Origin of the sequence: Sphingomonas sp. J344, assembly GCF_024700005.1 — a bacterium.
Taxonomy (GTDB): Bacteria; Pseudomonadota; Alphaproteobacteria; order Sphingomonadales; family Sphingomonadaceae; genus Sphingomonas.
In genome coordinates this window covers 705,468-718,524 of sequence record NZ_JAJONB010000001.1, presented here as the reverse complement: position 1 = coordinate 718,524, position 13,057 = coordinate 705,468, and the positions used below count along the sequence as shown (strand labels likewise).

The window sequence follows — 13,057 nt, the reverse complement described above, 5'->3', positions numbered from 1 at the left end:
CCGCGCTATCATGCTGCAGCTGCAAAGTCCCTATCGCGCGGGCTTTTCCAAGCTGATAGATGAGCTTCATGGGGGAATTCGACGCAGCCGGGGATCTGGTCACGGGCACGCTGTTCGGCCGCGCGGTCGAGCGATCGCATGGCGAGGGCGGCGATCACGGCCCCGGAATCTGCCTGAATTGCGGGACGCAGCTGGTTGGGCCGCATTGCCATCGCTGCGGACAGGTCGGGCATGTCCACCGCACGATCGGGGCGATCTGGCACGAAATCCTGCACGGCGTCGTCCATTTCGAGGGCAAATTGTGGAACACGCTTCCCCCTTCTCGCCTTTCGCCCGGGCGAGCTGACCCGCCGCTACATCTTCGGCGAGCGCGCGCATTTCGTGTCGCCGATGGCGATGTTCCTGTTTTCGGTCTTCACGATGTTCGCGGTGCTGCAGATCATGGGCGTGTCACCGCCAGCGGAGGTCGGCACCACCGCGCAGTTCGAGAGCGGCCTTCAGTTCGCGCGCAAGAATACCGAGGAATCGCTCAACGCTGCGCGCGCATCGCGGGCGAAGGCGGAAACCGGGAGTGAGCGTGCCAAGGCACTCGACAAGAAGATCGACAAATTGTCCACCGATCTTGAGGAGCTCAACCGCATACCGACGACCTTGAGCGGTCGCACCGGCCTGCCCTCCGGGCTCAAGACCGGCTGGCCGCGGCTCGACAAGGGGATCGAGAAGATGGAGCGGAACCCCGGTCTCGCGCTCTACAAGCTCCAGACGAACAGCTACAAATTCAGCTGGGCGCTGATTCCCCTGTCGATCCCGTTCGTATGGGCGCTGTTCCTGTGGCGACCGCGGTTCAAGGGATATGACCATGCGGTCTTTGTCACCTATTCGCTCGCGTTCATGTCGCTGCTGTTCATCGCGCTGATGATCGGGTCGGCCCTGGGTGTGCCGCGCGATGTGATCGCGTCGGTCGCGATGTTCGCGCCGCCGGTGCATATCTTCTTCCAGCTCAAGGGCGCCTATCGCCAGCCAGCGTGGAAGGCGCTGCTGCGTACCTTTGCGCTGCTGGTGTTCATCAGCATTATTGTGACCTTGTTCGCCCTGCTGCTGCTGGGCCTGGGGTTGCTGGGCTGAACCTCAGCCTCGACAGGGATAGCGCTTCTTCATCATGGCGTAGAAGGCGGATTTGACGCTCATGCCGCGTTGGGCGGCGGGAATCGATTCTGAACTCGGCGAGCAGTTCCTTGCTGCCGATATTGGCCTTGCCCTTGGGCGGGGGGCAGCTGTGCGGCGTGCGCCCTGCTTGACGCGCGGCGACGATGTCGGCGCGATAGGCGGTGGCGACACCCTCCATCTCGCCCTTCAGCAGCTTGATGTCAGGGGAGCCGAGCGCGAGAAACCCCTTGGCCTTGAGCGCATTCGCCCTGGCCAGGAACTCGGCGACACTCATCGCCTGCGCACTTACCGGAAGGAGCAGCGCCGCCCCCGCCAATACCGCCACCATCGCCCGCATCCGCATCCTCCCTCGATCCGGCGAAGAAACACGACAAGCGGCTTGAACGCCATATGAATTCGTCAGCTTCACAGCGGCGCTCTGCCCGTTAGAGTTCCACCGATTCGACGGGGGATTGTGTAACATGATTATCGGTATCGACCTCGGCACCACGAACAGTGCCGCGGCGGTCTTTCGTGATGGAGCGGCGGAGCTGATCCCCAACCGGCTCGGTCATATGTTGACCCCGTCGGCGGTCAGCATCGACGCCAATGGCGACGTCATTACCGGGCTTGCGGCGCGCGAGCGGATGGCGAGCCATCCTGACGTCACGGCCACCGCATTCAAACGCTATATGGGTACCCAGCGCACGACGAAGCTGGGCAAGCGCAGCTTCGCGCCCGAGGAATTGTCGGCGCTGATCCTGCGCAGCCTCAAGGCCGATGCCGAGGAGTTCCTCAAGCAGGAAGTGACCGAGGCGGTGATCACCGTCCCCGCCTATTTCAACGACAAGCAGCGCAAGGCGACGCACCGCGCGGGCGAACTGGCGGGGCTGAAGGTCGAGCGGCTGGTCAACGAACCGACCGCCGCCGCGCTCGCATACGGCATCCATCAGCTCGCCGATGAATCGCGCTTCCTGGTCTTCGACCTGGGCGGCGGCACGTTCGACGTGTCGATCGTCGAGATTTTCGAAGGCATTATCGAGGTGCGCGCCTCGACCGGCGACAATCATCTGGGCGGCGAGGATTTCAACGAGCTGCTGGTGAGCCTGATGCGCGACGCGCATGCCGGCGAATTCGGCGATGCCGGGCGCGGCGACGATGCGCTGCACCAGAAACTGCGCGAAGCCGCCGAACGCGCACGCCGCACGCTGAGCAGTACGGGTGAGGCGGAGATGCGGATCGTGTGGAACGATGCCGAATATCGCCACACCGTCACCACCGCGATGTTCGAGGTAGCGGCCAAGCCGCTGATCGACCGGCTGCGCGAACCCGTGCTGCGGTCGATGCGCGATTCGGGGATCAAGAGCGCGGAGCTGTCCGAAATCATCCTGATCGGCGGCGCGACGCGGATGCCGGTGGTGCGCAGCGCGGTAACGCGGATGTTCGGTCGCTTTCCCAATGCGACGGTGAACCCGGACGAGGCGGTGGCGCTGGGCGCGGCGGTGCAGGCGGGGCTGAAGTCGCGGGACTCGGCGCTCAACGAGGTGGTCGTCACCGATGTCTGCCCTTATTCGCTTGGGGTGGAGGTCGCCCGGCGCTTGCCAGGCGGCGGGATCGAGGACGGGTTGTTCGCGCCGATCATCGAACGCGGCACGGTCATCCCGGCAAGCCGGATGCACACATTCAGCACGATGCACGACAACCAGACCAAGGTGGAATTCGGCATCTTCCAGGGCGAGGCACGGCTGGTCCGCGACAATGTCGAGATCGGGCGAACGACGGTACAGGTACCGCGCGCGGCAGCGGGGCAGGCGGTCGATGTGCGCTTTTCATACGACATCTCCGGCCTGCTGGAGGTCGATATCGTCGTGCCGCAGACCGGGGAGACGGTCAGCCTGACGATCAACGACGGCAATGTCGCGGACCCGGCCGCCCTGGAAAAGGCGCGGGCGGCACTGGCGGGGCTCAAGGTACATCCGCGCGACGAGGCGGAGAACAAGGCGGCGATCGCGCGCGGCGAAAAATGCTACGAGAATTTCCTGGGCGAGCAGCGTTACTGGGTGGGGGAGGCGATGTCGCGCTTTGCCGCCGCGCTGGAGACACAGGATCCGCGCACGATCGAGACCGCGCGCAAGGAACTCCACGCCGCGCTCGACCAGCTTGAGGGCGAGACCTTTCTGTGAAGCAATGGTGGCAGGTGCTCGGCGTGCCGCGCGGGAGCGACCGCGCGACCATCCGCCGCGCCTATGCCGCCAAGCTCAAGACCACCAATCCCGAGGACGACGCCAAGGGATTCATGGCGCTGCGCGAAGCCTATGAACAGGCGCTGCGCTGGGTTGAATATCAGTATTTCGACGATTGGGATGACGCGGAGGAAGAGGCGGAGGTCGAGCCGTCCGCTGACGATCCGGTTCCTGTCCTTGTCGCCGTCGACGAACCCGAGGCATTCGAACCTGCGCTGCCGCTACCGCCCGATGCGCCACCGGCATCTTCGGTTCCGCCCGACCCGTTCGAAGCGACACGCGCGGCTGAAGCCGCCGAACTTGAACGGCTGCTCGGCGAACTTGATGCCGGGCTGCGCGGGCCGTGGTTCAAGGATCGCGAGGCACTGCGCGCCACGTTCGACGCAGTGATGGGCACCCCCGCGCTGATGGAGATCGATCGGCGCGCGCGCACCGAATACCGCCTCGCCGCGCTGATCGCCGACACCATCCCGCGCAGCGACGCGATCCTGCAACCAGCGATGGCGGCATTCGGCTGGGAAGCGGAGGGCAACCACCCGCCCGCCGTGTGGTCGCTGCGGGCACGGCTGGACGAATGGCGGCTGATCGCGTCGTTCGGACGTGGCGATCACGGGCTGGGCGCGGGCTGGCGCGCGCTGATCGACGGCAAGGCACCCGGCTGGCGCAGGCGGATTGTGGCGCTGCGTCCCGGTATCGCCGGGCAAATTCGCCAGCTCTTCGACCTTGCCGATTATGAGGTGCCGGGGATCGCGCACAGCTTCCACCCCAAGGCGGCGGACTGGTGGCGCGCGCATCTCGACGCGCCGCGCTTTGGGTTTGCCGAGCTTTCGCTGCTGCTGATCGGCACGCTGGCGGCGGGGCTGTTCGCGCTGGTCGGCGCGACCCCGGCGCTGCGTCTGTGGGGCGCGGCGGCGGCGGGATCTGTGGGGGTCGTGCTTGCGATCCTCCATTGGCGCTTCGTCACCCCGCTGCGCTGGCGGCGCGGGCAGGGGCTGGCGGCGACGCCCGCGGGTTTTGGCTGGCGGTTCGGGCTGTGGCTTGTGGTTACGCTGACGGCGATCGGCCTGCCGCTGAGCCCATGGGTCGCGGCAGGAATCGCCGCATCGGCCTTTACCCTGGCGCTGACCATCTTCGTGCTCGACGGGAGCGAAGGCGGTGGCGGCGTGCCGTGGCGGCGGGTGATCATGCTCGGGGTCGTCGGCGCGTTCGTCGGCCCGGCCTTTGCCGCTATGCGGGTCGAGGAACAGGCGCTGGTGCTGGTGTTTGCGGCATCGAGCGGGCTGGTCGGCCTGTCGGCGCGCACGGCGATCGCGCAGCTGATCGCGCCACGCCCGATCCTGATCGCGCTGGGACTGTTGCTTGCGCTGATCGTCGCGGCGGTCATGCGAAGTGACTGGATGCCGGGGACGCCGCTGATCCCATGGGGCGCGGCGGCGTGTACGGGCCTCGTGCTGATGAGCGGGCTGCGTGCCGGCGACCCCAATGGGCGCGGCGACGGGGTCGCGTCGCTAGCCAACATGCTGCTCTGGGCGATGCTGGTGGTCGCCGCCATATTGTCGGTTCCGGACAAGCCGGGCGGCAACGGTCTGCCCCCGCCGATTTCGGTGGTTCCCGCCGATCCGATGATGGCGCTGGAGGCGGCCGAGCCGGGCTTTCGCGCGGTGAAGACCGGCAATCCCGAACTCTACGCGGCGGTCGCAGCTGTCCGGAAGGGGATGGCGGACGGGTCGCGTGATTTTTACAAGGGGTCGCAGGAGATCGACCGGCTGGTCAACGCCGCCTATCGGAAACGGCTCGCGCTCGCGCCGGCGTCATTGATCGCGGCTGAGATGGATATCCGCCTCGCCCGGCTGCGCGAAGATCGCAGCGCTAGTCCGCGTGCCTGTGCGGGCGAACCGGGTGTCGCCGAGCCCGTGCTGAGCAAGCCGCTGCGCGAGCGGCATTATGCGCATGCGCTGCGGGTGGCCGCGAGCAAGCCGGCTGATATTCGCGGCTTGACCACGGGTCGGGAGATCAAGGCAATCGAGCTGCTGCGCATCGCCGCCAATGGCGATGCGGCGGCGGCGGATCGCTTCGCCAGGGCGCTCGATGGCAGCGATCCGGTGGCGAAATGCGAAGCACGGATCGCGATGATGGAGGCGCTGGTCGCGCAGGACGATGCCGACATCGCCAAGACAATGCGGCCCACGCTGATCGCGCGGGCCGCTCCGAAGTCAGAGAAGAAATAGGGAGTCGCCATCCTCCCCCTGACGGGGGAGGATGGGCGAACCGTCACGCCCCCTGCGGAGCCGGGTTGCCGAACGGACCTTTGGGACGCCGCGTCTTGGGGATCGACGTTCCCGCGACGCCGACCGGGCCCTTGCTCGACGACGGATCGGGACGCCCGATATCGCCGTCGCTGAGAAGATTCTTGATCTCCTCGCCCGACAGCGTCTCGTACTCGAGCAGCGCGCCGGCCAGCGTGTGGAGCTGGTCGATATGCTCGGTCAGCACGTCGCGCGCGCGCTTGAGGCCGCCCTCGACCGTCGCCTTGATCTCGGCGTCGATCAGCTGCTGGGTCTCGTTCGACATATGCCGCGGCTGCGACGCCGAATAGCCGAGGAAGCTCTCGCCTTCGGGCTGCGAATATTCGACCGGGCCGAGCTTGTCCGACATGCCCCACTTCGTGATCATGTCGCGCGCCAGGCCGGTGGCGTACTGGATGTCGCCGCTCGCGCCCGACGAGACCTTGTCATAGCCGAAGATCACTTCCTCGGCGACGCGGCCGCCCATCGCGACGGCAAGGTTCGCGTACATCTTGTCGCGGTGATACGAATAGCTGTCCCGCTCGGGCAGGCGCATCACCATGCCCAGTGCACGGCCGCGCGGGATGATCGTCGCCTTGTGGATCGGGTCCGACGCCGGTTCGTGCAGCGACACGATCGCGTGGCCGGCCTCGTGATAGGCGGTCATCCGCTTCTCGTCGTCGGTCATCACCATCGAGCGCCGCTCGGCACCCATCATCACCTTGTCCTTGGCATCCTCAAACTCGCTCATCGCGACGAGGCGCTTGCCCTTGCGCGCGGCCATCAGCGCGGCTTCGTTGACGAGGTTGGCGAGGTCGGCGCCGGAGAAGCCCGGCGTGCCGCGCGCGATGGTGCGCGCGTCGACATCGGGGGCCAGCGGCACCTTCTTCATGTGAACCTGGAGGATCTTCACGCGACCCTCGATATCCGGGCGGGGCACGACCACCTGACGGTCGAAGCGGCCCGGACGCAGCAGCGCGGGATCGAGCACATCGGGACGGTTGGTCGCCGCGACGATGATGATGCCCTCATTCGCCTCGAAGCCGTCCATTTCGACCAGCAGCTGGTTCAGCGTCTGCTCGCGCTCGTCATTGCCATTGCCCAGGCCCGCGCCGCGATGGCGGCCGACCGCGTCGATTTCGTCGATGAAGACGATGCACGGCGCGCTCTTCTTGGCCTGTTCGAACATGTCGCGCACGCGGCTTGCGCCGACGCCGACGAACATCTCGACAAAGTCCGAGCCGGAGATGGTGAAGAACGGCACGCCCGCCTCACCCGCGATCGCACGGGCGAGCAGCGTCTTGCCAGTACCGGGCGAGCCGACCAGCAGCGCGCCCTTGGGAATCTTGCCGCCGAGGCGGGCGAATTTGGTCGGATCCTTGAGGAACTCGACGACCTCCTCCAGCTCTTCGCGCGCTTCGTCGATGCCCGCGACGTCGTCGAAGGTAACCTTGCCTTCCTTCTGGGTCAGCAATTTCGCGCGCGACTTGCCAAAGCCCATTGCGCCGGAGCCCGAGCCCTTCTGCATCTGGCGCAGCACGAAGAAGGCGATGCCGAGGAACAGCAGGAACGGCAGCGCCTGAACCAGCACATATTGCCAGATCGACGGGCCTTCCTCGGGCCGCGCGCTGATCGTCACGCCCTGCTTGCGCAGCGTCGGGATCAGGTCGGGATTGGCAACGGCGTTGGTGCGGAACTTCGAATCATTGTCGAGCGTACCGGTGATGACGCTGCCCGCGACATTGACGTCCTTGACCTTGCCCTGCTCGACATTGTCGAGGAATTCGGAATAGGCGATCGTCGTGCCCGCCGTTGTGCTGCTCGGCGCGCCGAACATGCTGACGAACAGCGCCAGCGCGGCCAGGATGCCGACCCACACCAGCAGGCTCTTCATCCACGGATTGCCGTTATTGTCGGGGCCGGGGGTCTTGTTGTCGTCGCTCATCTGTCGAATGCACCTTCCTCAGCCCACAAGATAGGCGGTCGCAGGTTAATGGCAATGGAACAGCTTCGATCAGAGTGATCGACGCGGTGGGGCGGAGCGGAAATGCCAGATTTCGCCCTTTGCGGTCGCCTGAACCCCCGCCTGGGTGGCCCCGGCATCGCGCGCGAGTGCGTCGAGCAGCGATTCGATATTGGTCGAATCGGTGAACAGCGGGAACGCGATGTGGTGCCGGTCGCGTGTGGCGCGAACCGCCTGTCGCACCAGGCGGCGCTGGACTTCGCGCGGCAGATCCCGTGCGCGTAGCGTCGCGCCGCGATCATCCCAGCGCTCCGCCCAGAACTGCGCGACCAGTGCGTCGAGCGCGGCATTGGTCTCGGCGATGTGGGCGACGGACCGGGCCAGCGCAGCCGGATCGAGCAGGGTCTGGCTGGCCAGCAGCTCGCGAAACCGGGTGCGGTCATGATGCAAGTCGGCGTTGCTGGGATCGTCGACCCAAACAGTGCCCGCCGCCGCGACGATCGCGCGAAGGCTGTCGCGCCGCCATTCGAGCAGCGGGCGCAGCACCGGAAATTCGCCATGTCGCACGGGGCGAATGCCGCTCAGCCCCGCCACCCCCGACGCGCGGTTGAGCCGCATCAGCAGCGTTTCGGCCTGATCGTCGGCATGGTGGGCGGTGAGCAGCAGGAGGGCATCGGCCTGTCGCATCCACGCGAACAACGCGGCATAGCGTGCCGCGCGCGCCTGACCCTGCAAACTGCTCCCGCTGATCGGCTCGGCGGGGGTGAGCGTGGCGTGGGGGACGCCGAGTTGCGCGCAGACCTCCGCGACCATCGCGGCCTCGTCCGCTGCCTCGGGGCGCAATCCGTGATCGACCGTCGCCGCGACGACGCGACCGGGAAAAGCGGCGCTCGCGAGCAGCAGCATCGCCATGCTGTCCGCACCGCCCGACACCGCCAGCGCGATCCGTGCGTCCTCGGCGAGCGCGCCGTCGAACGCGCGGACGCATAGATTATCGAAATCCGCCCGAAACCGCTCGACCCACGCCGGGTCGAGCGGGTTCAGCGCGTCAGCGGCACTTGCTGGCGGAACGGCCGGTGGCGACATCCATCTTCATCGCTTCGGAGAGGCGGTCGCCATAGACCTGGGTCAGCTCGTCATAGACCTTGCAGACCTCGCTCGCCGGCTTCTTCATCTTCACCAGCGCCTGGGCGAGATAATAGAGCGAGTCCGGCGCGCGCTCGCCATTGGGCATTTTCTGGTAGTTTTCGAAGAAGGCAGTCGCGGCGAGCGCGGGCTTGCCCTGATCGAGCAGCGCGCGGCCGAGCAGGTTCTGCGCATAGCTGGCGCGGCGATGCTTGGGATGCTTCTGTACCACGCTGCGCAGCTCGACGATCGCCTTGTCATATTGCTTCGCCTGCCACAGGCGGAAGCCATAAACATAAGCGTCCTCGGCCGCGTCGTCGGTGCTGGGCCGTTCGACTCCGGCTACCGGGGTTGTCGGCGCGGGTGCGCTGGTGGTCGGGGCCGGGGTGGTCGGGCGTGGTGTCGTCGGACGCGGGGTCGCACCTGTCGTCGGGCCGATCCCGGTGACCGGGGCCGTCCCGCCGACCGCCGATGCGCCGTCCTCCAGCGCCTTCAACCGCGCGTCGGTCGAGCGCTTATAGGCCGTGAACGCTTCCTCCAGCTGGCGCAGGCGATATTGAGTCTGCTCGATCTGGCCCGTCAACGCGGATTGCTGCGATTCGAGCGCATTGACCCGCGCGGTCAGGTCGGTGACCACGCCGCTCGCCGGGGTGCCCGGCGCGCCGCCGCTTTGCTGGGGTGCCGTGATCTGGGGCTCGACCGTCTGGCCCGCGCCGCCCGGAAACACCTTGCGCTGCACCGCGCGCATCTCTCGCTCCAGCCGGTCGATCCGGCCCTCGATCCCCCTCGCGGCTGGTCTGCGCCGCCACCGGGAGGGCGATCGACGCCATCCCCGCCAGCACCACCGCCATCGCCGCACTCTTGTTCAGAAACCGCATGTCATTCCCCACCCGCGATACGCTTCGCTCGATCCAATATAGCATCATTCACTGTGCTGCCGATGCTGACCCCAGCCTTAAGCATCCGGCGTCGCGGTCGCGACCGGTGACGGCGTCGGCTGCGCGACCGGTGCAGGCGCGACGGCGGTCGGCCGAGCCGCCGGGCTGCGCGTCGGCGCGGGGTTGAGCCGCGCAGCAGGCGAGCGCTGTGCAGCAGGCGTGGGGGTCGGGGTCGGAACAGGCGTCGCCGCCTCCGTCGGCTGGCCCCGGGCGCGCAGCGCGTCGGCGCTGATCGGCACATCCTTGATCGCAACGCCGGGACGTCCGAGCGAAGCGACCTCGACCCCGTCGATCGTCACCTGCACCGCTTCCGGACGACCGACATTGATCATCGGACCCTTGGCATCGGCGGGCACGTCATAGCGCTCGCCCGTGGCCATTTCCTTTTCGTACAGCCGCGTTCCTGCAGCGTCATATATACGCAGCCACACCGGCTGCGTCGCGATCAGCGTGACCTGACCTCCGCTCGCCGGGGTTGCGGCTGCGGTCGGAGCTGCGTCGGGCGTCGCGAGGGCGGACGGTGTCGGATCGGGCGCGACGGTCGTGCCCCCGCGGAACAAGTCGGTTCCGTACCACAGTCCAACCGCGCCAAGCAGCAGCACCGCCACGATCGCCCCGGCCCAGGCAAGGCCGCTCGGCGGCTCGCGCACCGGATCCTCGGGGTCGTAGCTTTCATAGACTTCGCGCGCGGCGAAGGTGGCGGAGGTTTCCTCACGCAGCTCGCGGGCCAGCGCCACCTCGTCCGCCCCGACCGCGCGGGCATAGGCTTTTACGAAGCCGACGGCATAAGTGGGGGACGGCAGGCCCGAATAGTCCGACGCCTCGATCGCGGCGAGGTGTCGCTGCGGCACGCGGGTGCGACCGGCGATGTCGGCCAGCTCCAATCCCGCCGCCAGCCGGGCGTCGCGCAACTTTTCCCCGACCTTCACCGGAAACAGGTTCGGGGTGTCGCCCGGTTCGCCGTCCATTCAATTCCCTCCGGTGTCAGTTATGCGCGCACGTTGCTGCACTCCTTAAAGGAGTGTCAACGTGCGCACTACCGGAAATCCGTGGCTTTTCGCTCAGGCAAGCTCGACGCCATGCGCTTCGGCCCAGCTTTCGAGCGCGCCACGCATGTCGCGCGGCGGTGTCGCGAGCAATGTCTCCATCGCCTTGCCCAGGGCGGCGTGGTCCAGGCTGCGCACCATCGCCTTGACTGGCCCAACCGCAGCCGGGGTAATCGACAGCCGGTCGATCCCCAGACCGATCAGCGCCATCGCCTCCAGCGGCCGCCCGCCCATCTCGCCGCACACCGCGATTGGCACGTTCGCGGCATGCGCCTCCCGCGCGACGCGGCGCAGGAAGCGGAGGATCGAGGGGGACAGCCAGTCGTACCGGACGGCCAGTTTGGGATGTGCGCGGTCGGCCGCGAACAGGAACTGGGTCAGGTCGTTGGTGCCGATCGACAGGAAGTCGAGCTGGGGCAGCAAGATGTCGAGCACCTCGGCCAGTGCCGGCACTTCCAGCATCGCGCCATAGCGGACCTGAAGCGGCAATTTGTGACCGCGTGCCTCCAGCCAGGCGCGCTGCGCCTCGAAGATCGCGCGCGCCTGTTCGAACTCCCACGGCTCCGACACCATCGGGAACATGACGCTCAGCGTCCGGCCCGCCGCCGCTTCGAGCAGCGCGCGCGCCTGCACCTTCATCAACCCTTCGCGCTCGAGCGCCAGCCGCAGCGCGCGCCAGCCCATCGCGGGGTTCTCTTCCTCGCCATTTTCGTCATGGTCGAGATAGGGGAGCGCCTTGTCGCCGCCGATATCGACCGTGCGGAAGATGACCGGACGGTCGCCCGCAGCCTCCAGCACGTCGCGATACAGGCGCTTCTGCCCCTCGCGCTGGGGGAGGGTGGCGGAAACCAGGAACTGGAATTCGGTGCGGAACAGGCCGATCCCGTCGGCCCCGGTCAGGTCGAGCGCGGCGACATCGTCGCGCAGCCCCGCATTGACCATCACCGTCACGCGGTGGCCGTCGCGGGTTTCCGGCGCGAGGTTGCGCATCGCGGCAAATACGGCGCGGCGTTTCTGCGTGATGAGCAGCTTCGCCTCGAACACCTCTTCCATTGCGCTGGTCGGGCGCACCACGACGGACTCTTCGGTGACGTCGAGCAGCAATCGGTCGCCCTCCGCGACCAGACGGCGGATATCCTTGACCCGGCCGAGCACCGGCACCCCCATCGCCCGTGCCACGATGGTCACATGGGCTGTCAGCGAGCCTTCTTCGAGGATCACGCCCTTCAACCGGCGGCGGTCATATTCGAGCAGTTCGGCTGGGCCTAGATTGCGCGCGATCAGGATCGAATCCTGCCTGAGGCCCAGCTGCGCTGCGGTCCCCAACTGCCCCGACACGATCCGCAGCAACCGGTTGGACAGATCCTCCAGATCGTGCATCCGTTCGCGCAGCAGCGGATCGTCGATCTGCCGCATCCGCATCCGCGTGCGCTGCTGAACGCGCTCGATCGCCGCTTCGGCGGTCAGGCCGCTGTCGATCGCCTCATTGATGCGACGGCCCCAGCCCTCGTCATAGGCGAACATCTTGTAGGTCTCGAGGATCTCCTCATGCTCCCCGCCGACGCCGAACTCGGCCTGGCTGGTCATGCGGTCGATCTGCTCGCGCATCTTGTCGAACGCGGCATAGACGCGGTGGCGCTCGGCCTCGGTATCCTCGGCCACGGTATGCTCGATGGTGATGCGCGGCTGGTGGAAGACAGCGGCACCCGCCGCCATCCCCTCGACCAGCTTGAACCCCGCAATGCGCGCGGTCGCAGTCGGCTGGGCGCGGGTCGAACCGCCTGCGCTGGCGTCGGCGCTGTCGATCAGCCCGGCATTGGCGATCAGCTCCGACAACACCATCGCGACGGTCTGCAGCGCCTCGATCTCCACCTCTTCATATTTGCGCGGATCGGCATGCTGCACCGCGAGCACCCCGACCGCGCGCTCCTTGCGGATGATCGGCACGCCGGCAAAGCTGTGAAACTGTTCCTCGCCCGTTTCGGGGCGATAGGCGAAATCGGGGTGGGATGCGGCCTCGTCCAGGTTCAGAGTCTCGACATTCTTGGCGATCGTGCCGACCAGACCTTCGCCGAGCGCGAGCTTGGTGACGTGCACCGCCGCCTGCGCGAGGCCGCGGGTGGCGAACAGCTCCAGCACGCCTTCGCGCAGCAAATAAATCGAACAGACTTCGCTGCGCAGCGACTCCCCGATGATCTCGACCACCGCGTTCAGCTTGGACTGGGCGGGGGTGCGCGACGCCATCACGTCGTGCAACCGCGTCAGGATCTCACGGGCGGAGGCGGCGGCGGAAACGGGCATAAGGTGGCGC

General features: G+C 67.1%; 10 protein-coding genes. 3 read left to right on the top strand and 7 right to left on the bottom strand.

Translation table 11 applies throughout. The features are described 5' to 3' along the window. Positions 1 to 8: 8 nt before the first annotated feature. Positions 9 to 233, bottom strand: coding sequence for a hypothetical protein (locus LRS12_RS03610; protein WP_257843358.1), 225 nt, complete (start codon positions 231 to 233; stop codon positions 9 to 11). Here LRS12_RS03610 and LRS12_RS03605 point away from each other — a divergent pair. Further along, a complete protein-coding gene (locus tag LRS12_RS03605; protein WP_257843357.1) occupies positions 232 to 1,125 on the top strand; it encodes a DUF3667 domain-containing protein in 894 nt (297 codons plus the stop codon). The genes LRS12_RS03610 and LRS12_RS03605 overlap by 2 nt on opposite strands. Here LRS12_RS03605 and LRS12_RS03600 read toward each other — a convergent pair. Then, positions 1,073 to 1,504 (bottom strand): hypothetical protein, encoded by a 432-nt coding sequence (locus LRS12_RS03600; protein WP_257843356.1) that lies wholly within the window; start codon positions 1,502 to 1,504, stop codon positions 1,073 to 1,075. The genes LRS12_RS03605 and LRS12_RS03600 overlap by 53 nt on opposite strands. Before the next feature lie 124 nt (positions 1,505 to 1,628). On the opposite strand from LRS12_RS03600, the gene LRS12_RS03595 reads away from it, so the two are divergent. Further along, complete coding sequence (locus LRS12_RS03595; RefSeq protein WP_257843355.1) at positions 1,629 to 3,329, top strand: Hsp70 family protein; 1,701 nt, start codon at positions 1,629 to 1,631, stop codon at positions 3,327 to 3,329. Beyond that, entirely contained in the window at positions 3,326 to 5,617 is a 2,292-nt protein-coding gene (locus LRS12_RS03590; protein ID WP_257843354.1) for a J domain-containing protein, read from the top strand. The genes LRS12_RS03595 and LRS12_RS03590 overlap by 4 nt, the downstream gene beginning before the upstream one ends. Positions 5,618 to 5,660: 43 nt before the next feature. Here LRS12_RS03590 and ftsH read toward each other — a convergent pair whose 3' ends face one another. From ftsH to ptsP, 5 genes are all read right to left on the bottom strand, one after another. After that, positions 5,661 to 7,619 carry an ATP-dependent zinc metalloprotease FtsH gene (gene ftsH, locus LRS12_RS03585; protein WP_257843353.1) on the bottom strand — a complete coding sequence of 653 codons (1,959 nt, stop codon included), beginning with the start codon at positions 7,617 to 7,619 and terminating at the stop codon, positions 5,661 to 5,663. 69 nt (positions 7,620 to 7,688) lie between these two features. Further along, entirely contained in the window at positions 7,689 to 8,723 is a 1,035-nt protein-coding gene (gene tilS / locus LRS12_RS03580; RefSeq protein ID WP_257843352.1) for a tRNA lysidine(34) synthetase TilS, read from the bottom strand. Further along, the gene (locus LRS12_RS03575; RefSeq protein WP_308222967.1) at positions 8,686 to 9,510 is read right to left on the bottom strand and encodes a tetratricopeptide repeat protein; all 825 of its coding nucleotides are present in this window, start codon (positions 9,508 to 9,510) and stop codon (positions 8,686 to 8,688) included. Before LRS12_RS03575 ends, tilS begins: the two co-directional genes overlap by 38 nt. A 207-nt stretch (positions 9,511 to 9,717) precedes the next feature. Continuing rightward, positions 9,718 to 10,668, bottom strand: coding sequence for a helix-turn-helix domain-containing protein (locus LRS12_RS03570; protein WP_257843351.1), 951 nt, complete (start codon positions 10,666 to 10,668; stop codon positions 9,718 to 9,720). Positions 10,669 to 10,761: 93 nt separating this feature from the next. After that, positions 10,762 to 13,047, bottom strand: a complete 2,286-nt coding sequence (gene ptsP / locus LRS12_RS03565) for a phosphoenolpyruvate--protein phosphotransferase (protein WP_257843350.1) — start codon at positions 13,045 to 13,047, stop codon at positions 10,762 to 10,764. Between the last annotated feature and the right edge of the window lie 10 nt (positions 13,048 to 13,057).

What these genes read in the sequence shown, in the direction of transcription:
- LRS12_RS03605 (WP_257843357.1), top strand. Translation starts at nt 232, where the DNA reads ATGTCCACCGCACGATCGGGGCGATCTGGCACGAAATCCTGCACGGCG.
- LRS12_RS03610 (WP_257843358.1), bottom strand. Translation starts at nt 233, where the DNA reads ATGCCCGACCTGTCCGCAGCGATGGCAATGCGGCCCAACCAGCTGCGT.
- LRS12_RS03600 (WP_257843356.1), bottom strand. Translation starts at nt 1,504, where the DNA reads ATGCGGGCGATGGTGGCGGTATTGGCGGGGGCGGCGCTGCTCCTTCCG.
- LRS12_RS03595 (WP_257843355.1), top strand. Translation starts at nt 1,629, where the DNA reads ATGATTATCGGTATCGACCTCGGCACCACGAACAGTGCCGCGGCGGTC.
- ftsH (WP_257843353.1), bottom strand. Translation starts at nt 7,619, where the DNA reads ATGAGCGACGACAACAAGACCCCCGGCCCCGACAATAACGGCAATCCG.
- tilS (WP_257843352.1), bottom strand. Translation starts at nt 8,723, where the DNA reads ATGTCGCCACCGGCCGTTCCGCCAGCAAGTGCCGCTGACGCGCTGAAC.
- LRS12_RS03575 (WP_308222967.1), bottom strand. Translation starts at nt 9,510, where the DNA reads ATGCGCGCGGTGCAGCGCAAGGTGTTTCCGGGCGGCGCGGGCCAGACG.
- LRS12_RS03570 (WP_257843351.1), bottom strand. Translation starts at nt 10,668, where the DNA reads ATGGACGGCGAACCGGGCGACACCCCGAACCTGTTTCCGGTGAAGGTC.
- ptsP (WP_257843350.1), bottom strand. Translation starts at nt 13,047, where the DNA reads ATGCCCGTTTCCGCCGCCGCCTCCGCCCGTGAGATCCTGACGCGGTTG.